Consider the following 19,694-nt stretch of genomic DNA (forward strand, 5'->3'; position numbering starts at 1 on the left):
AGCGATGGGATTTGTCAGCCAACGGCCTGGGTCACCAGCACGAACTGCCGCACTGAGCCGGTCGCTTGCGGGGGCGTGCCACGAGCCATCTGGGCGACGGTGTCGACCTGCTTGAGGCCCGCTTCTTCGAGCCAGGGGCCCAGCCCCGTGTCGGAAGGAATGTCGATCCGAACGAATGCATCCGGCACCCGTGCCAGCAACACGGCGATCAGATGCCGGGCCTGTTCAGGGTTCTGCGCGATGACCGGACCGATGCAACGGCCACGACCGAAGGGGCGCAGCAGGGCGAAAGCGCACAACTGGCCGTCCCGCTCAATACCCACTGCATGCTCAACGACATCGAACAGATCGGTGAGCACGGCCTGACGGTCCAGGCCACTTCCCGCATTGGCCAGTCTGATCATTTGAGCGTGATCGGCTTCGGTCAGCGCGCGGCAGCGTTCGTCGTCGGCCAACCCCTGCGGTACAGGCGGTAAAGCCAGGCCCTGATGTTGCTGGATATGCCCAAAGTCAACGAATCCCTGGCTGGCATACAGCGGGGCACCGGCCAGCGTCGCATTGAGGATGGCAGTACGCGAGCCGCACGCTTCAATGGCCAGTTCCATCAGTTTGCGACCGATCCCCTGGCCCTGGTATTCGTCATCGACGATCACCAGGCCGATGGTGGCGTAGTCTCCCTGGGCACAGGTGAATGCAGTGCCGATCAAACGGCCCTGATCCTCAACGACAAAACCTTGGGCGACGCGCTGCAGCATCGCCCAGTCCTCCAGACGATGAGGCCATTTCAACTGCACGGATAAGGCGTGTGCCGAGGGGACATCGGTGGCGGTCATGGCACGATAGACGTAGTCAGGGCGTTTCGAAGTGGACATGGCAGATCACCATTGAGAGAGGGTGTAAACGGTCGGATTTATCCGCGGGTGATGCTTGTATCTCACCTGCAAGCAGGCCTGACAAGGGTCGCAAAACGATTCGGCAGGTTCCTTCTGCAACGCCTCTTGCGGCCACATTTCTTGCTCAAATCAGCGGCCGGGCCAGCAGTAAATACCGGATGGTTTTTTGCTCGATGCACCTCGTCACGCACGGTTCAGTAGCTGCGCTCACGGTCCACCAGGCCAAGCATCGTTTCGCCCCGTTGGTGGCGGCGAATATTGTCCAATAACACGCCAAACGCACTTTCGGGTTGAGTCATCGCTGCGATATGGGGCGTCAGTATTATTTGCCGATGGTTCCAGAACGGATGATCCGGCGCGGCCGGTTCCTGTTCCAGTACGTCGAGCACCGCCGCGCTCAGCTGGCCGCTGGCAAGCGCTTCAAGCAAATGCGCTTCTACCAGATGCCCTCCGCGGCCCATGTTGACCAGGGCCGCGCCCCTGGGCAGGTGTTGGAACAACTGACGGTTGAGAATTCCCTTGGTTTGTTCGGTCAGCGGCAAGACACACAGCACAATATCGCATTGGCTGAGGAAGGCCGGCAGTTGCCCGGTTCCGGCAAAGCACTCCACTCCATCAATGTGATGTTCACTGCGCGCCCAGCCCGACAAGGCGAAACCAAAGGGCTTCAGGGTGTTGAGTATGTGACGGGCCTGCAACCCCAGGCCCATGACCCCGACCCGGCGCTGCTGCGCAGGCACCAACCGGTGTGCTTGCCAGCACCGCTCGGTCTGTTGCTGGCGATAGCGCACCATGTCGCGGTGCAAGCTGAGTACGGCGAAACTGGCGTATTCGCACATGCCCTGACTGATGCCGGGGTCGAGCAATCGCACCACCGGCAGCGTCGCCGGCAAGCGCCCCAGATCCAGTTGATCGACCCCCGCCGACAAGGCGAACAGCACTTTTAGGTTGGGCAACACGGTTTCGATATCGTCCGGTGCCTGCCAGGCCGCCAGGTAACGAATATCCCGAGGATCGCCGATGTCCGGCCAGGCACGCCATTGGATATCCGGGGCATGTTTGGCGAACAGACGCTGCCATTGTTCGCCGCGGACCGGGTCAGCTTTATACAGCAGGGCCATGGGGCATTTCTCGCATGTAAAAGGGAAGTATCAAGCATGCCTCAATGTCAGAGCAGGATCTGTCGAAAGGGCCTGTGCAGCAGCACGAGGCTGCGTTGCAAGGCACCTCTGCCGGTAGATTCCATGGTGCGAGGCGCCCTTGGAGGATTCTGCTGTTTGTCGGGGTGTAAACAGTCGATCCGAATTTCTCAACGACCAAGTTCGGCTTAGACAATCGTGTCGAACGCTTAACCTGTGAACACACCGCAGCCGCTTCCTGGTTGCGAGGCTCACGATGGGAAATGCCATGAACAGTAAAGTCGAAGAAACCCCAAGTCTGCTCCGTCAGCGCGATCAATTCGTGCCACGTGGCCTGGTCACTGCCCATCCGCTGGTGATCGACCGGGCCCAGGGCACGGAGTTGTGGGACGTGGACGGCAAGCGCTACCTGGACTTCGTCGGCGGCATCGGTGTGCTGAACATCGGCCACAATCACCCCAAGGTGGTCGCGGCGGTGCAAGCCCAACTGCAAAAAGTCACCCATGCCTGTTTCCAGGTCGTGGCCTACCAGCCTTATCTGGACTTGGCCAAGCGCCTGTGCGAAATGATCGGGGGTGAGCAAGCCTATAAGGCGGCGTTCTTTACCTCAGGCGCCGAAGCCGTAGAAAACGCGGTGAAGATCGCCCGAGCCTACACTCAGCGCTCGGCGGTGATCGCCTTTCGCGGCGGCTTCCATGGCCGGACGTTGCTGGGTACCACGCTCACCGGCATGAGCCAGCCTTATAAACAGAATTTCGGGCCGTTCGCGCCGGAGGTCTTTCATACGCCCTATCCGAATGCCTATCGGGGTGTCACCAGCGAAATGGCGCTCCAGGCGCTGGACGAACTGTTGGCGACTCAAGTGGCACCTGAGCGGGTCGCAGCAATCATCATCGAGCCGGTGCAAGGCGACGGTGGTTTCCTCTCGGCGCCCGTCGAGTTCCTCCAAGGCCTGCGCGCGCTGACGGAAAAACACGGCATTGTGCTGATTCTTGATGAGATCCAGACCGGGTTTGGTCGCACCGGTAAATGGTTCGGCTTCCAGCATGCCGGCATCCAGCCAGACCTGGTCACCGTCGCCAAAAGCCTCGCCGGCGGCTTGCCGCTGTCGGGTGTGGTCGGCAAGACCGAAATCATGGATGCGCCGCTGCCTGGTGGACTGGGCGGCACCTATGGCGGTAACGCGCTGTCGTGCGCGGCGGCGCTGGCGGTGATTGACGCTTACGAGCAGGAACACCTGTTGGCCCGTGGCGAAGCCCTGGGCGAGCGTCTGCGTCAGGGGCTGTTACGTCTGCAAACCCGCTACCCGCGCATTGGCGACGTGCGTGGCAGCGGCTTCATGCTGGCGATCGAACTGATCAAGGATGACCTGGCGCGCACCCCGGATGCCGACCTCAACCAGCGCTTGATCGACGAAGCCCGGGCCGGTGGATTGCTGGTTATCAAGTGCGGAGTGTACCGCAACGTATTGCGCTTCCTTGCCCCTCTGGTGACCAGCGAGGCGCAGGTCGATGAGGCCTTGCAGATTCTCGACGCTGCGCTGGCACGGGTCATGGGCTGAAGGCCTGGTGTTCATGGCGTTTGCCAGGGCAAGCGCCAATGCAAATCAAAGGAGCGTGGATCGATGGGACATCAGCGGAGGCTTTACCCATGAGGTTGACTGAGTATCGGGCATTGTTGATCGACTGCGATGAGGTCCTGGTGGATCGGGACTCCGCCATCTGGACGGCGCTGCAGCCGCTGTTGGAAAACCACGGCGAATCGCCGGAAAAAACCCAGGTGCTGGCCGAGTTCGATGAGGTGCTGCAAGCGCTGTATCCGCGCTTCGGCGAGTTGGGCTTCAGCGGTTTGCTGTGTTTCGCCCACCGTCAGTTGGCTGAGCGCTGGAAACTCAAGGTCAGTTGGGAGGAGGGCATGAGCTTCGCCCGCTCGGCCGCCGCCTGGACGTTGTTCGAGGATGCGCCGGGGGCGATGCTCTATCTGCGCAAGTTCTATCGCCTGCTCGTGTTGGGCGACCGCGATGCAGAAGACCGGGGCGCGTTGTGCGAGCGCCTGGGCATCGAGCCGGAGGATTTTATTTCACTGGCCAGTGACCCTTTGCACGATACCGTTTGGCTCAAGGCCAACGACCTCGATGCGCAGGCTATTCTTCAAGTGACCCGACCTGGCGCCCGTCCCGCCAAGGTTGGGGCGGTTTGCCTGATCTGTCGCAACCCCGACAACCCGCCCAAGCCGTGCGCGGGCCAGTATTGCATCAACAGCATGGCCGATCTGGTGGCTCAGCATCAGCTGTCTTTACGGTGCTGATTTTGTTAGAAGATTGTCTTACAAATGGCAGACAGAGGTAGGTGATGGAAGGTGTAGCGAAACTGGACCGGATCGACATCAGCATTCTGGTAGAGCTTCAAAAAGACGGTCGCATGACCAACGTCAGCCTGGCCGATGCCGTTGGCTTGTCCGCCAGCCCATGCCTGCAACGGGTCAAACGGCTGGAGTCGTTGGGGTACATCTCCAGCTACAAGGCCCATTTGAACCTGGCCAAGATTACCGACTCGGTGACGGTCTTCACCGAAATCACCTTGAGCGACCATAAGCGCGAGGACTTCGCCAAATTCGAATCCAACATCCGCTTGGTGGATGAAGTGCTCGAGTGTCACCTGATCAGCGGTGGCTACGATTACCTGGTGCGCTTCATGACCCGCAGCATCCAGGATTACCAGGATGTGATGGAAAGCCTGCTGGACAAGAACATCGGCATCTCCAAATACTTCAGCTACATCGTCATCAAGTCGCCTGTGCGCAAGGACGAGATTCCGTTGCGCAAACTGTTGCGGCACTGATTCAAAGGAAAAGGGGCCCCGTCATCCAGCGCTGTCCTCACTGGCGTGAATCAACGCACTCACCCGTCGGCCCAGGTCAGTCAAGCTGAAAGGTTTGGCCAGTACGTGGGTCGTGGTGTCGACCGAAACCAGATTTTTCCCCTCGGCAAATCCGGTGATGAACAACACTTTCAGCGAGGGATATCTGGCCTTCATTTCATTCGCCAGGCTGATGCCATTCATGGTTCCCGGCAGGCCGATATCTGTCAGCAATAAATCGATATGCTCGGTCTTATCGGCCTGCTTGAGGGCAGAGACGCTGTCCAGCGCATCGATGACGTGATAGCCGGTTTCAGTCAGGAATTCCGAGACCAACTGGCGAATCGCCGCTTCGTCATCCACCACCAGAATGGTTTCGTTGGCGCCGGGCTGCAAGGGTGCGGTGTCATCCAGATGCGCGCTTTTCACCCTGATGGGGGACTGGCTGACAACCGGAAAATACATTGTCACGGTCGTGCCCACGCCGACGCTGCTCTGAATCTTCACCTGCCCTCCGGATTGCTGGGCAAACCCGTAGATCATCGACAGGCCCAGGCCGGATCCTTCGCCAATGCGCTTGGTGGTGAAGAACGGATCGAATACCCGAGACAGGATGTCGGCGCTGATCCCCGTGCCCGAGTCGGTGACCGAGATCGCCACATATGGGCCCGGCGGCATCATTTTTTCGCTGGAAGATGTCGCGTCGATAACGCAGCGTTGCACGTCAAGTTTCAAGGTTCCGCCACCGGGCATCGCATCCCGGGCGTTGATGGCCAGATTGAGCAGGGCGTTCTCCAGTCCATTGGGGTCGCATTTGATCGGATCATGCCCCCTGAAAGCGCATTCGACATGAATGCTCGGGCCCACGGAGCGTCGGATCATTTCTTCCAGGCCGGCCACCACTTTGCGCGGTTCGAGAACTTCCGGTTCTAGCGATTGCTGCCTGGAAAATGCCAGCAGGCGCTGGGTCAGTGCGGCTGCGCGTGTCGCTGAGGTCAGGGCGACGGAGTTGTAGCGAGACAGTTCGTCGTAGCGTTGACGGTCGATGTGCCGTTGCATCAGCTCAAGGCTGCCACTGATGCCAGCCAGCAGGTTGTTGAAGTCGTGGGCAATACCCCCCGTCAGTTGGCCTACCGCTTCCATCTTCTGACTTTGCCGCAGTTTCGACTCGGCCAGCGCACGCTCCTGTTGTTCGGCTTCAAGCTGCTGGGTACGGGTTGCAATCCGGTCTTCGAGCAGGTCGTTCCAGTCCCTGAGCGCCGCCTCTAGCTGCACCCGCTCGTTGATGTCTTCGACGGTGCCATACCAGCGCTCGCATCGTCCCTCGGGATCCAGGCTACAAAACGCGCGGATTCTGAACCATCGATATTCCCCCGTGGATTTTCGCAACTGGATCTGTGCGTCGAAGGGTTGCAAACTCGCCAGCGACTGATTCCACAACCGGGCAAATGATATGCGGTCATCGGGGTGCGTTGCGTTCAACCACTGGCGCCCCAGTGTCTGTTCCGGCGACCGTGCGGTGTATTCATACCAGCGTTGATCCAGCGATGTCACCGCGCCATGGCTGTCGGCCGTCCAGGGCCAGAGTGGATTAAGCTGCGCGGCGATTCGATAGTGTCTTTCGCTTTCCCGCAATTTTTCTTCAGTCAGGCGCATGGCCTGCATGGTTTTGGCGCGTTTCAACGCCGCACCCAGCAGGTTGCTGTAGACGCGCAGAAAGTCGATGTCGCTCTCGCTAAACTGCCGGGGGCTGCGGCTGTCGACTTCGAAGATGCCGAAGGGCCGCGTCTCGGTGGCGCCGTATACCAGCACATTGACGAACGCCTGGACGCCGTTGCGCGTTTGGAAGTCGTGATAGTGAAAGCGTGTTTCTGTCGCAATGTCCGTGGAAATGACGGCGCCGCCGGAGTCCAGGGAATACCGTTCCGGGGTGCCTTCCAGTGCCTGAACCCGGACTTCGCCAACGACCCCCGGCAACCAGCCCACACCGTTGCGCACCAGGAAAGTGACACCGTCGTCTTCCAGCGACATGAACTTCGCCAAATGGGTTTCCAGTGCTTCGCCGACCAGACGACACGCCTCGTCGAGGATGTGTTCAAAATCGTCTGAAACCAGGGCTAGCTCGCCGAACTCGGCAAGTACCTTGCGTTGACGTAATAAAGTGTCTTCGATTGTCATGTGGATCACCCTTGGTACGTCTTGAATATCCGAGGGTTGCAGGACGGCTAGGTTCACATGAATTGATAAGCGTGCCGACCACAAGCCGTTTGACGTGAGAGGCGTAGAACGCAAAAGCCCTTCCTGAGAAGGGCTCTGCAAAGTGGGCGCAGAATCTGGGCGCCCCTGGACAAAGGTGGGAGCGAGCTTGCTCGCGATGGCGCTAGGTCGCCTGGCCGGGGTCGTGAATGTTCCGACGCTATCGCGAGCAGGCTCGCTCCCACACAGGTCATGCGGTGGATGTCCTGTTTTATTCCTGAAGAAACGTCAGCAGATCCTGGTTCAGCCGGTCCTTGTGCGTATCGGTCAGGCCATGCGGCGCGCCGGGGTAGACGATCAGACGTGCACCCTTGATCAGCGCCGCCGAGGCCCGACCGGAAGCATCAATGGGAACAATCTGATCATCGTCTCCATGAACGACCAGCGTCGGCACATCGAACTTCTTCAGGTCGTCGCGAAAATCGGTCGCCGAGAACGCCGCGATCGACTCATAGGTGTTCTTGCTGCCCGCCTGCATGCCCTGCACCCAGAACGACTGGATCAGCCCTTGGGATGGCTTGGCACCCTCGCGGTTGAAACCGAAGAAAGGACCGGAGGCGATGTCCAGGTAAAGCTGTGAGCGGTTCTCCAGGGACGCCTTGCGCAGCCCGTCGAACACCTCGATGGGCAGACCGCCGGGGTTGGTTTGGGTCTTGAGCATCAGCGGTGGGACGGCGGAAACCAGCACGGCCTTCTTCACCCGGCTTGTACCATGGCGACCGATGTAGCGAGCCACTTCGCCGCCCCCCGTCGAGAACCCCACCAGGGTGACATCCTTCAAGTCCAACGCTTCAATCACCGCCGCCAGATCGTCGGCGTAGTGATCCATATCGTTGCCTTCCCACGGCTGGCTGGAGCGGCCATGACCGCGACGGTCGTGGGCAACGACGCGATAACCCTTCGAGGCGAGGAACATCATCTGCGCTTCCCAGCTGTCGGCGTTCAGCGGCCAGCCGTGACTGAAGGTGACTACCTGGCCATCCCGTGGACCCCAATCCTTGTAGTACAGCTGCACGCCATCCCGGGTGGTGATATAGCTGGCGGACTGGATCATGCTGCCGACGGCGGACATGCTCGCAGCGGTCTGGGCGGGGGAGGCAGCTTCTGCGCTGAGGGTTGCCAGTGCCAGCGTCGCGATGGCCATGGTGCGGTTGAGTGTGTTCATCGTCTCTCTCCATAGGGGTCGGTTTGACCTGTCGCGACCGCCGTCGATCGCGTTGGTGGGCAGATTAGAGAGAGAGGCTGCTACCGAGAACCGCTGCGCTATCGATAGCTGCTATACGCATAACCGATGGTTGCGGCGCGCTTGGATGGACCCCCTACGCTGGAGCACTCAAGCGGGCTCCAGTTCCGCGCTGAGATAGACCTGGCGGCGCAGCCATTGATGGCCGGCATCCTTGTTATTGCGCGGGTGCCAGGCCAGCACCAGGCGCAGCGCCGTCAGCTCGAGGGGTGGTTCGAACAGGTCCAACCGGTCGCGGTACTGGCAGAGGAAGCGCGAGGGCAGTGTGCACAGGGTATCGGTGGACGCAACGAGCAGCGGCGCCAGTGCATAATTCTGAATGGAGAAGGCGACGTTGCGAACCTGGTTGATCTCCACCAGTGCCTCGTCGACCACCCCGGCAAAACGCCCGCCTTCCGAGGACACGAGCACATGATCAAGGGCGCAAAACGTCTCGAGATCAAGTGGTCCCGTGCCGCGAGGATGGCCCTTGCGCTGGGCGGTCAGGAAGCCATCCTCCCAAAGAGGTCGCTGCATGAGGTCGTCGCGAAGAGCGCCTGGCACGGTGATCAGAAGATCGATCTGGCCTTGCTCAAGACGCTCGAACACGTCGCGTGGGGGATGGATGAACGCCAGCTTTGCATGCTTTGCCTCATGCTTCAGACGGGCGCAGAGATCCGGCGCCAGAACGGCCGCCGGCGTTTCGAACAAGGCGATGACGAAGGTGCGGGTCGTGGTGGCCGGATCGAAGCGTTCCGGTTGACTGACCAGGCGTTTGAGCCCTTCGAGCACTTGCAGCAACTCTTGCTCCAGTGCCTGCGCCCGGGGTGTGGGGACCACGCCACGACCGTTCGCCGCCGGGACGAACAACGGATCCGCCAGGATATCCCGCAGACGCGCCAGCCGTGCCGACAGAGCCGGTTGGCTGATGCCCAACTGGGCAGCGGCACGTGTGACATTGCGCTCTTGCAGCAGCGCCTTGAGTGCCAGCAGCAACGCTCCGTCGAAATCTGTGTAGTTCATCTTCATCTCCCGATCAGCGCCATCAGACAGGCTGCTGTGCGGGCATGAAATCAAACAAGGTGCCGGTTTGTATAGCGTTGCGCAGGTGGGAGCGAGCCTGCTCGCGAAAGCGGTGTATCAGTCAGCAAAGATGTTGAATGTGCCGCCGCCTTCGCGAGCAAGCTCGCTCCCACCCTTGATCACCGCCAGCCGCAGAATCTTCATTCACCGCAAATCCCCTGTGGGAGCGAGCCTGCTCGCGAAAGCGGAGTGTCAGTCAGCAAAGATGTTGAATGTGCCGCCGCCATCGCGAGCAGGCTCGCTCCCACCCTTGATCGCCGCCAGCCGCAGAATCTTCATTCGTCGCAAATCCCCTGTGGGAGCGAGCTTGCTCGCGAAAGCGGAGTGTCAGTCAGCGCCGATGGGGAATGTGCCGCCGCCATCGCGAGCAGGCTCGCTCCCACCCTTGATCACCGCCAGCCGCAGAATCTTCATTCACCGCAGATCCCCTGTGGGAGCGAGCTTGCTCGCGAAATCGGTGTATCAGTCAGCAAAGATGTTGAATGTGCCTCCGCCATCGCGAGCAGGCTCGCTCCCACCCTTGATCACCGCCAGCCGCAGAATCTTCATTCACCGCAAATCCCCTGTGGGAGCGGGCTTGCTCGCGAAAGCGGTGTGTCCGTCAGCGCCGATGGGGAATGTGCCGCCGCCATCGCGAGCAGGCTCGCTCCCACCCTTGATCACCGCCAGCCGCAGAATCTTCATTCGTCGCAAATCCCCTGTGGGAGCGAGCTTGCTCGCGAAAGCGGAGTGTCAGTCAGCGCCGATGGGGAATGTGCCGCCGCCATCGCGAGCAGGCTCGCTCCCACCCTTGATCACCGCCAGCCGCAGAATCCTCATTCACCGCAAATCCCCTGTGGGAGCGGGCTTGCTCGCGAAAGCGGAGTGTCAGTCAGCGCCGATGGGGAATGTGCCGCCGCCATCGCGAGCAAGCTCGCTCCCACCCTTGATCGCCGCCAGCCGCAGAATCTTCATTCACTGCAAATCCCCTGTGGGAGCGAGCTTGCTCGCGAAAGCGGAGTGTCAGTCAGCGCCGATGGGGAATGTGCCGCCGCCATCGCGAGCAGGCTCGCTCCCACCCTTGATCACCGCCAGCCGCAGAATCTTCATTCACCGCAGATCCCCTGTGGGAGCGAGCTTGCTCGCGAAATCGGTGTATCAGTCAGCAAAGATGTTGAATGTGCCGCCGCCATCGCGAGCAAGCTCGCTCCCACCCTTGATCGGCGCCAGCCGCAGAATCTTCATTCACCGCAGATCCCCTGTGGGAGCGAGCCTGCTCGCGAAAGCGGTGTATCAGTCAGCAAAGATGTTGAATGTGCCGCCGCCATCGCGAGCAAGCTCGCTCCCACAAGATCAAGCGTTTCAGTCGCGATTGCGATACTGGGCCGGCACCCACTCATACTTTCCGGCTTCGCGTCGAATATGGCCGATACCGGGGAAGGGCAAATGCGCGACCGCAGACAGGCGCATTTCATCGGCTGAGGTTTCGAACTGACGCAGCCGCTGGGCTCGTGCGTTGTCCTGATTGACGTCAAAACTGATGGTCACCTCGGGCCGGGCGAACTGGATCAGGCCGACGTGCAGGATATCCCCCCAGAAATCGAGGCTTTGACCCTGACTCTCGACCCTGTAGAAGCTATGGCCCGGCGTGTGGCCCGGTGTCGGGATGGCGGTGATGCCGGGGAGGAGGGTGGTCTTTGCGGTGAACGTCTTGACCTTGCCCGCCTCAAGGTAGGGGCCAATCGTCTTGCGCGCTTCTTCCAGGTGCTTGGGTTGGAGTCCGCTGCTCAGGTTGGCCGGATCCAGGAAGAAATCCACATCGGCCTGACCCACGTGAATGGTCGCGTTGGGGAATAGCATCTGCCCATCCCGCGTCAGCCCGCCGGAATGATCGGTGTGAATGTGGGTGATCAGAATGTCGCTGATCTGCTCTGGCCGATAGCCAGCGGCGGCCAGGCTCTGGGGCAGTTTGCCGGCTACATTGCCGAACAGTTCGCCGGCGCCTGTATCCACCAGTACCAGATGAGAACCGGTGTCGATCACGTAGGCGTTGATCGAGGTTTCCACCGGGTTACGGACGAAGCCTTTCTGCAACAGCGCGTCTATTTGCCCGGTGCTGATGCCCCGCAGCAGCGGGTGAAGATTAAGCGGTAGCGTACCGTCGCTCAGTGCGCTGACCTGTACCTCACCCACTTGGAATCGATAGACGCCCGGCAGCTGGGGTTTGTGTGATCGCGAGGCTTCTATTGGCGTTGCGGTGGAAGTCAGGGGGTAGATCGCTGCCGTGAGAAAAAGGGCAGCTAGCAATGTTGTGCGATGGAGAATGGATTGGGTGTGCATGGCAGGAATCCTGGGCAGCGCGAACCTCATTGATCGCTGGAGCAAAGATAAGTCGACGGCGGTGCGGGGGGAACGCCTGCCTCGGTTATACGACGCATCGTTGTGGCTAATGGCTGGGCGCAGTGACGCGCTTGGGTGAGCCCGTGGCGAGGGGATTTATCTCCGCTGAAGGGGGCGCACCAACTGTTTGGTGCGTGTTTAAGGCTATGCTTATCAGGTCCCCCATAAACACCAGGCTGCCCATCAGGAGAACCCGTGAAACAATCGACACCTGTCGCAGCGCTGCTCTGTCTGCTGCTCGGTACTGGCGTTGCCAGGGCCGAGCCGTATCAGGTGGTCACCGAAGAATGGGCCCCGTACAACTATCAGGAGAACAACCAGCTCACCGGCATGACCACTGAAATCGTGCGAGCCATCATGGCACTGACCGGGGATGACTTCGAGGTGCTGCTGCAGCCCAGCATGCGCGCCACCCAGGTACTGAGGACCCGAAGCAAGACCATCATGTTCTCGCTGTTTCGCACGGCGGAGCGCGAGCCGTTGTACAAGTGGGTCGGGCCGATCGTGGAAGAGTCCATTCATGCCTATCAGTTGGCCAGTACGCCGCCGGTGAACTCCCTGGAACAACTGCTGCACGCCCCGCAGATCACCACGCGACATGCCGGCCTGGTGCCGCAGATGCTGCAGTCGCTGGGCTTCAACAACCTGGACAAAAGTGCAACCGAGAGCAAGCTGCTCTACCGCATGCTGCTCGCCGGGCGCACCAAGATCATCGTAGGTGATACCGACGCCGGGGTGGCTTACTACAGCCGCCAGTTGAATATCGCACCGGGCACACTGCGCAAAATCCCCATCGAACTCTATCGGTCATCGCTGTACATCGCCTTCAGCCTTGACTCTGACGATGAGGTGGTGGCCGCGTGGAGCAAGGCTTTGGAGCAGTTGCGGCGCTCTGGCGAGGTGGAGCGGATTCAGCGGCGGTATGAGCGGCCCGTCGGGCAATAAGGGCGATGGCGATGTCGCCTGGCCGTTGGGCCGACAAGTTGTGGTGCAGTTGTTGGTGACCACCGATCAGAGGCTCGCGGCCCTCCACCTGCGAGAGAAAGAACCGCTCCCCGATCAGCTCCCCCACCACTGCCAGCACCAGTGGTAGGCGACATACCGCCTGAACCTTCGCATCGTCGTCCAGCATCGAGTAACGCCAGTCCAAGCCACGCGGCACTGGCCACTGGTCCGACGGTTTCACCCCGGCATCGAACACGGCACGCAGGCCATCCAGCCACTCGGCCGGGATCGCTTGGCGGACAGGGCATAGCCGTCCTGATGCAGTTGTTTGCGGTCGATCATGGCGTTCTCGGTTTCCTTGTGAGGCATGAAACGTCTGCTCCCGTGCACCCTCCTTGTGCCGGGCGAACAACCTTTCCTCCACCCAAACCCCTCAAAGCAACCTTTAAATGCCAGAATCTCTTTACCAGATGGTTTTGGAGATCACCATGCTTCACGCATTTGAACAACGGCTCGATCCTTTTCCGCCCGACGAGGCACCTCCGCCACCTGAAGGTCTGGCGCGGTTCCTGTGGGCCTGCACGCGGGGCGCTCGCGGTTACATTCTCGCGCTCGCGCTGCTCAGTGCCGCTGTGTCGATTTACGAAGCCTGGCTGTTTTCTTTTCTCGGGCAGGTCGTGGACATGCTATCGATCTGGCAGGCAGGCGGCGATGCGGCCAGGCAGGAAAGTCGCGTGCTGTGGGGCATCGGCGTGGTGCTGGTGACTAGCATTGGGCTGGTAGCGATGCGCACGATGGTGCAGCACCAGATATTGGCGATCAACCTGCCGTTGCGGTTGCGCTGGGATTTTCACCGGCTGATGCTGCGGCAAAGCCTTTCGTTCTTCTCCGATGAGTTCTCCGGCCGGGTCACCACCAAGGTGATGCAGACGGCGCTGTCGGTGCGCGAGGTGTTATTCACCATTATCGAGATCGCTCCGGGGATCGGGGTGTACTTCATCGCGATCATCGCGCTGGCCGGCGGCTTTGACTTGAAGCTGATGCTGCCGTTCATTGTCTGGGTGGCGTTGTTCGGTCTTGCCATGCGCTACTTCGTGCCCCGCCTTGAGAAAGTAGGGCAGGAGCAGGCCCATGCGCGGTCATCAATGACCGGGCGTATCTCAGACGCCTACACCAACATCACCACGGTAAAGCTGTTCTCCCATTCCAAACGTGAAGCCCACTTCGCGCGCGCTGCCATGGAGGATTTCAAGCAGACCGGCTTTCGCCAGATGCGCCTGGTCAGCCAGTTCGAGATCGTCAATCAGGCATTGGTGGTCGGGTTGATCATGGGGGCAGGCGGTTATGCCCTATGGCTATGGCACCAAGGTCAAGTGGGCGCGGGTGCGGTGGCGGCGATTATTGCCATGGCGTTGCGCATCAATGGCATGTCGCACTGGATCATGTGGCAAATGACCTCGCTGTTCGAGAGCATCGGCACCGTGCAGGATGGCATGGCGACCCTGGCCTGCGGCCCCAAGGTGCAGGATGCCCCGGACGCCAGGGAGCTGGTCACCACGGGCGGCGCGGTGACTTTCGACAATGTGAGCTTCAATTACAACGGCGAACGCCAGGTGCTCGATGGCCTGAGCCTGAGCATTCGCCCGGGCGAAAAGATCGGGCTGGTGGGCCGCTCCGGTGCCGGTAAATCCACGCTGATCAACCTGCTGCTGCGCTTTTACGACGTGGACAAGGGTGAGATTCGCATCGACGGGCAGAACATCGCGCACGTCACCCAGGACAGTCTGCGCAGCGCCATCGGCATGGTGACTCAGGACACTTCGCTGCTGCACCGCTCCATTCGCGACAACATCGCCTATGGACGCCCCGATGCCACCGACGAGCAAATCCGCAGCGCCGCGGCCAGTGCCCAAGCCGATGGGTTCATCAGCCAACTGAGCGACAAGCAGGGCCACAGCGGCTACGACACCCTGGTGGGCGAGCGGGGTATCAAGCTTTCGGGCGGCCAGCGTCAACGCGTCGCCATTGCCCGGGTAATGCTCAAAAATGCCCCGATCCTGCTGCTTGACGAGGCCACCAGCGCCCTGGATTCAGAGGTCGAAGTCGCCATCCAGGAAAGCCTCGATGAAATGATGCAGGGCAAGACCGTGATCGCCATCGCCCATCGATTGTCCACGATTGCGGCGATGGACAGGCTGATCGTCATGGATGATGGACGCATCATCGAACAAGGCACCCACACCGAATTGCTCGGGAAAAACGGCACCTATGCGCGGTTGTGGCATCACCAGAGTGGCGGATTTCTGGGGGAGGATCAGGGCGTGGCTGAGGCGGTGGAGTAGGCATGGGGGTGTAAATGCAGCCAGGTCTGGTATCCCAGAGCAACTCCGACCTGGCCGACCGCCTGCTTTTTGAACCGTTTCCCGGTTACTGCTCAAGCATCAAACCACGCCAAAAGATGATCGGCTTTTCTACCCGTGCGGGTTCCGGTGGCAACTGCTCGTCTATGGGCTTGTCGTGCGCTGGCGGCTCCTCTGGTTCAGGCGCCGCAGTCGGGTACTTGGCGGTATGCACATCATCTACTGACATCTTTTGTCGCGCGCTTATTTGATTGTTATGGTGACTTTGCCTTTTGATCTGCCCTGCTCGACGTAGCGCAACGCCTCTGCGGTCGATGCAAAAGGGAAGGAGCGATCGATGACCGGTTTGATGACCCCAGCCTCGATAAGCGAGGTGATTTTCTGCAGTTGTATCCCGTTGGCTCGCATGAACAAAAACGCATAGCTCACCCCATGTCTGCGGGCTTTTCTGCGAATACCGCTGCTCAGCAGGCGCATGACTTGCCCCAGCCCCCAGGACAGGCCTTGCTCTTGGGCAAATTGCACGGTCGGCGGCCCTGAAAGGGAAATGAGCTGTCCACCAGGCTTGAGCACCTTGATCGATTTCTCCAGTACATCGGCGCCGAGGCTGTTCAACACCACGTCGAAATCGCGCAACTCCTTTGCAAAATCCTGCTGTTTGTAATCGATGACCACATCCGCCCCGAGTGCTTTCACCCATTGAACATTCGCCGTACTGGTGGTGGTCGCAACGAAGGCGCCAAGGTGTTTGGCGAGCTGGATAGCAAACGTGCCGACTCCGCCTGATCCAGCATGAATCAACACCTTCTGGCCTTTTTTCAGCTGGGCGGTCTCAACCAGCGCCTGCCAGGCCGTCAAACCCGCCAAGGGGATGGCAGCCGCTTCGGCCATGTCGAGATTGGAGGGTTTCAGCGCGAGCGCGTTTTCGTTCACGGCGAGCAGTTCAGCAAACGTCCCGATCCGTGCCTCTGGAGGACGTGCATAGACTTCGTCGCCTGGCTTGAATCGCTTCACCGCCGAACCCGTGCTAACAACCACTCCGGCCAGGTCATTGCCCAATACCAATGGAAATGTATAGGGCAGGATCAGTTTGAATTCCCCCGTTCTGATCTTCGAGTCCAACGGGTTCACGCTGGTTGCATGCACCTGAACCAGAACGTCATGCACACCGACCACAGGGTCGGGCACTTCGCCAATCATTCCGTTCTGCTTGCCGTAGCGGTCGATAAAAAATGCCTTCATGTTGCAGCTGCTCTTGTCGGGGGAATGAGAGTGGGGCGAGGCCGACCTGTCGGCATGGGTCAGTCTTGAGTCAAATAGCGCTGCGCCACAGCGGACTGCCTGATCTGCGACAAAAGACCCTGACGCGCGGTTTGCAGGGCATCCCAGCGCTCGCCTTCATGCAGCGGAGGAATGGTCACCGGTTCGCGACGGTCGAAGCCCACCAGTGCGGCATCGACCAGATCACCCACTTCCATGATTTCGCTCAAAGTGTTGATGTCGATACCGGCGCGATCCCAAATCTCCGTGCGGGTGGCTGCGGGCAGTACGGCTTGCACATAGACACCCTGAGGCGACAGTTCCAGGCTCAAGCCTTGGGACAGGAACAGCACGAACGCCTTGGTCGCACCGTAGACCGTCATGCCGAACTCAGGCGCCAGACCCACCACCGAGCCGATGTTGATGATCGCGCCTTCACCTGCTTTGGCCAAGCGCGGCGCGATGGCGCTGGTGAGCCGCACCAGTGCGGTGGTGTTGAGGGCTACCAGTTGTGCAACGCTGTCGGTGCTTTGCTCGATGAAGGTGCCGGACTGTGCGGCGCCGGCATTGTTGACGAGGATGCCGATGCGCGCATCATCCCGCAGGCGCGCTTCGACGCTGTGCAGGTCAGTGAGTTGAGTCAGGTCGGCCTGCAGCACTTCAACGGCGACGTTGTGCTCGCCACGCAACTTCGCGGCCAGCGTTTCCAGGCGCGAGTGATCGCGGGCGACCAACACCAGATCATGTCCGCGTTGGGCGAAACGCTCAGCGTAAACCGCGCCAATGCCGGTGGACGCGCCAGTGATGAGAACGGTAGGGCGAGTAGTCATGATGTCAGCTCTTTGTGAGAAACATGGATTGGGATTGATGCATGAGAAAAAGTCAGGCTCGATCAGCCAGTGCCTGGGCCAAGGTATAGGCGGTAAACAGATTCAGGTCGCTCATGGGAGGTTGTTCCGTGTCCGTTGGTAACTGGTCAGATCGTTGGAAATTATGATGATGATCGAAATCTAAACTGTCAACGGTTTTGATTATGATCAACATCAATGTATGATCAGTCGATGAATTTCCAGCGGTAACGAGGTATCGAAACATGCGCGTGACCAAAGCCCAGGCCCAGGCAAATCGGGAACACATCGTCGAAACAGCCTCAGTCGTATTTCGCGAGCGCGGTTTTGACGGGGTTGGCGTGGCCGACCTGATGGCCGCCGCCGGCTTCACCCATGGCGGTTTCTACAAACATTTCGGTTCGAAGGCTGACCTGATGGCCGAAGCCTCGGCGAAGAGTCTTGAGCAGTCACTGATCGGCGTCGACGCATTGAGCGTGAAGGACTTCATTGATGTGTATGTGTCACGGGACCATCGCGACGGGCGCGCCACGGGTTGCACCATGGCAGCGTTGTGCGGTGACGCGGCACGTCAGTCGGACGATTTGAAGGCGGCATTCGCTGAAGGCATCGAGCGCATGTTGCAAACTCTCGGCGAAAAATACCCGACCGGGCCGGATGCGGCGCCGGGTGAGGCGAGGGGGAAAATGATCGACCTGCTGGCGCACGCGGTCGGCGCGATCATGCTATCGCGCGCCTGTCCTGACGACTCGGCGCTGGCCGATGAAATTCTGGCGGTGTGTCATGCGCAAATGATTGCATCTTTACCTAGGCGAGCGTAGACCGAAGACAAAATCCAAAGGCTCGAACCGCTCACTCGTGGCCATACGAACATTACGCAGGCCCACGGTTTCCAAGTGTGAAGCGTACAACTGCTCCGAAAAATAACTGATCAAAATCGAACGACGGTGCGAGCCCACCGAGTTCAGGCTGCCCGCATGCACCAAGTCCACATCGAACACCAGGATGTCACCGGCGCAACCTGAAAGCTGTACGGAGCGTGATTCGTTGGTGAAGTCGAATGGCTGCTCGCTTGGCTCGGGGCGATGGCTGCCGGGGACGATGCGTGTCGCACCGTTCTCAGGGCCATAGTCGTCAAAAAAAGCCAGGGCCATGGCAATGTCGCCTGGCCGTTGGGCCGACAAGTCGCGGTGCAGCGGTTGATGGCCGCCACCGGCAAGAGGCTCGCGCCCCTCCACCTGCGACAGAAAGAACCGCTCCTCGATCAACTCCCCCGCGACCGCCAGCACCTGGGGCAGACGACACACAGCCTGAACCTTCGCATCATCGTCCAACAGCGAATGACGCCAGTCCATGCCACGCGGCACGGGCCATTGGTCCGACGGCCTCACACCAGCATCGAACGCGGCACGCAGGTCTTCCAGCCATTCGGTTGGGATCGCTTGGCGGAGCAGAGCGTAACCATCTCGATGGAGTTGATCGCGGTCAGTCATGGTTTTCTCGACTTCCTTGTGCGCACGTTTACAAGGCTAGTATTCAAAGCAAAGTTGGACCACCCGACACTGCAAAATCGAAAGTGACCAGAGACAAACCCGGAAGGTTTGCAGTTATCATCTGATCACCATCCAAGAAAAGGACTTCACCGATGAAGCGTCTGTTCGTCTGCACCCTCCTTGCACTGGCCGTCGTCGGCTACGCCAAAGCCAACCAGAGCACCTTCGAAGAAACCAACCAGTGCTCGGAAGATATCGATTGCCAAGGGGATTTCATTTGCAAAAACGGCCTATGCGATCTTCCTGAACCCCAGCAAAGCCTCGTTGCAAAACCCACCGCCACGACTCAAATCGCGCCCCCAGCGCCCCCCGGCGTTGCCTATGAAACCTTGCCCGTCAGTGCCGAGCGTGCCGGGCCTTTTACGACCCAGACCCAAGGGACGGGGACCGCGCTGAATTATCAAACGCGCGCTGGGGTGGTGAATGTCATGGAGGCAATTGTCGAGGAGGCTGAGTACACCGGGTATGTGGCGATTGAAAAGGCTTATACGTTTGGGCCGAGCCGGTATGTGGTGGTTGTTTCCACGGGGGAGGGTGGGAATGCTTGCCCGGCGTCTACTTATGTTTTTAGTTTTGATGCCAAGGTCGAGCGTGTTGATGGGAAGCGGGAGGTGGCTGGGTGTTCTGAGTTGGTTGAGGTTGTGGTGGAGGGGAATAGGTTGACGGTTAAGAAGGAGGGGGATGGGACTGTTGTTTTTAATGGGGTTGTGGAGTAGATCGGGGGATGGGGTGGGCTTTCGTCTGTTTTCGGCCGAGGCTGTGTAAAAACGTTTTCGAGTGCGACAGGTACTCAAAACCGGACTGGAAATCGCGCATGTGCACGAAATCCACATCTGCTGACGTGGAGGGAAGGCCGGATGTCATTACACTAGCGGCTCGTGATACTTTCCAGCTAGGC

16 protein-coding genes and 1 pseudogene are annotated in these 19,694 nt (G+C 59.9%); 7 read left to right on the plus strand and 10 right to left on the minus strand.

Annotated elements, in window-relative coordinates; translation table 11 throughout:
- Positions 1–14 precede the first annotated feature (14 nt).
- Both AC3I65_RS09805 and AC3I65_RS09810 read right to left on the minus strand, forming a co-directional pair.
- Complete coding sequence (locus tag AC3I65_RS09805) at positions 15–872, minus strand: GNAT family N-acetyltransferase (protein WP_107322776.1); 858 nt, start codon at positions 870–872, stop codon at positions 15–17.
- A 215-nt stretch (positions 873–1,087) separates the two neighbouring features.
- A complete protein-coding gene (locus AC3I65_RS09810) occupies positions 1,088–2,014 on the minus strand; it encodes a 2-hydroxyacid dehydrogenase (protein ID WP_107322775.1) in 927 nt (308 codons plus the stop codon).
- A gap of 286 nt (positions 2,015–2,300) precedes the next feature.
- Here AC3I65_RS09810 and gabT point away from each other — a divergent pair, with 286 nt between their 5' ends.
- The 3 genes from gabT (at position 2,301) to AC3I65_RS09825 (ending at position 4,872) form a co-directional block, all read left to right on the plus strand.
- Complete coding sequence (gene gabT, locus AC3I65_RS09815) at positions 2,301–3,593, plus strand: 4-aminobutyrate--2-oxoglutarate transaminase (protein ID WP_488523672.1); 1,293 nt, start codon at positions 2,301–2,303, stop codon at positions 3,591–3,593.
- 89 nt (positions 3,594–3,682) lie between these two features.
- A complete protein-coding gene (locus tag AC3I65_RS09820; protein ID WP_160892883.1) occupies positions 3,683–4,339 on the plus strand; it encodes an HAD family hydrolase in 657 nt (218 codons plus the stop codon).
- A gap of 44 nt (positions 4,340–4,383) precedes the next feature.
- Positions 4,384–4,872, plus strand: coding sequence for an Lrp/AsnC family transcriptional regulator (locus AC3I65_RS09825; RefSeq protein ID WP_076385388.1), 489 nt, complete (start codon positions 4,384–4,386; stop codon positions 4,870–4,872).
- Positions 4,873–4,893: 21 nt separating this feature from the next.
- On the opposite strand, the gene AC3I65_RS09830 is transcribed toward AC3I65_RS09825, so the two are convergent.
- The 4 genes from AC3I65_RS09830 to AC3I65_RS09845 form a co-directional block, all read right to left on the minus strand.
- Positions 4,894–7,068 (minus strand): ATP-binding protein, encoded by a 2,175-nt coding sequence (locus AC3I65_RS09830; protein ID WP_281459355.1) that lies wholly within the window; start codon positions 7,066–7,068, stop codon positions 4,894–4,896.
- Between the two features lie 289 nt (positions 7,069–7,357).
- On the minus strand, positions 7,358–8,311 hold the full coding sequence (locus AC3I65_RS09835) for an alpha/beta fold hydrolase (protein WP_076385384.1): 954 nt from the start codon (positions 8,309–8,311) through the stop codon (positions 7,358–7,360).
- 168 nt (positions 8,312–8,479) lie between these two features.
- Entirely contained in the window at positions 8,480–9,391 is a 912-nt protein-coding gene (locus tag AC3I65_RS09840) for a LysR family transcriptional regulator (RefSeq protein ID WP_083714446.1), read from the minus strand.
- A 1,401-nt stretch (positions 9,392–10,792) separates the two neighbouring features.
- Positions 10,793–11,770: an MBL fold metallo-hydrolase gene (locus tag AC3I65_RS09845; protein WP_419418072.1), complete on the minus strand. Its 978-nt coding sequence runs from the start codon at positions 11,768–11,770 to the stop codon at positions 10,793–10,795.
- Between the two features lie 255 nt (positions 11,771–12,025).
- On the opposite strand from AC3I65_RS09845, the gene AC3I65_RS09850 reads away from it, so the two are divergent.
- Positions 12,026–12,775: a substrate-binding periplasmic protein gene (locus AC3I65_RS09850; protein ID WP_076385378.1), complete on the plus strand. Its 750-nt coding sequence runs from the start codon at positions 12,026–12,028 to the stop codon at positions 12,773–12,775.
- Here the strand turns inward: AC3I65_RS09850 and AC3I65_RS09855 are convergent.
- Positions 12,774–13,117: pseudogene (locus AC3I65_RS09855) on the minus strand (phytanoyl-CoA dioxygenase family protein); the annotation flags it as partial. The gene AC3I65_RS09850 and the pseudogene AC3I65_RS09855 overlap by 2 nt on opposite strands.
- 146 nt (positions 13,118–13,263) lie before the next feature.
- Here AC3I65_RS09855 and AC3I65_RS09860 point away from each other — a divergent pair.
- Positions 13,264–15,117, plus strand: coding sequence for an ABC transporter ATP-binding protein (locus AC3I65_RS09860; protein ID WP_107322768.1), 1,854 nt, complete (start codon positions 13,264–13,266; stop codon positions 15,115–15,117).
- A 261-nt stretch (positions 15,118–15,378) separates the two neighbouring features.
- Here the strand turns inward: AC3I65_RS09860 and AC3I65_RS09865 are convergent, their stop codons facing one another.
- Complete coding sequence (locus AC3I65_RS09865) at positions 15,379–16,377, minus strand: NADP-dependent oxidoreductase (protein WP_139050617.1); 999 nt, start codon at positions 16,375–16,377, stop codon at positions 15,379–15,381.
- A gap of 59 nt (positions 16,378–16,436) precedes the next feature.
- Entirely contained in the window at positions 16,437–17,225 is a 789-nt protein-coding gene (locus AC3I65_RS09870) for an SDR family NAD(P)-dependent oxidoreductase (protein WP_488523673.1), read from the minus strand.
- A gap of 263 nt (positions 17,226–17,488) precedes the next feature.
- On the opposite strand from AC3I65_RS09870, the gene AC3I65_RS09875 reads away from it, so the two are divergent.
- Positions 17,489–18,064 (plus strand): TetR/AcrR family transcriptional regulator, encoded by a 576-nt coding sequence (locus AC3I65_RS09875; RefSeq protein ID WP_107322767.1) that lies wholly within the window; start codon positions 17,489–17,491, stop codon positions 18,062–18,064.
- Here AC3I65_RS09875 and AC3I65_RS09880 read toward each other — a convergent pair.
- Positions 18,047–18,736 (minus strand): phytanoyl-CoA dioxygenase family protein, encoded by a 690-nt coding sequence (locus AC3I65_RS09880; RefSeq protein ID WP_305468145.1) that lies wholly within the window; start codon positions 18,734–18,736, stop codon positions 18,047–18,049. The two genes, AC3I65_RS09875 and AC3I65_RS09880, sit on opposite strands and share 18 nt — an antisense overlap.
- A 152-nt stretch (positions 18,737–18,888) precedes the next feature.
- Between AC3I65_RS09880 and AC3I65_RS09885 the strand changes: the two genes are divergently transcribed.
- Positions 18,889–19,512 (plus strand): hypothetical protein, encoded by a 624-nt coding sequence (locus AC3I65_RS09885; protein WP_305468147.1) that lies wholly within the window; start codon positions 18,889–18,891, stop codon positions 19,510–19,512.
- Positions 19,513–19,694 lie beyond the last annotated feature (182 nt).

The sequence above is a fragment of the Pseudomonas sp. N-1-13 genome (assembly GCF_057787095.1).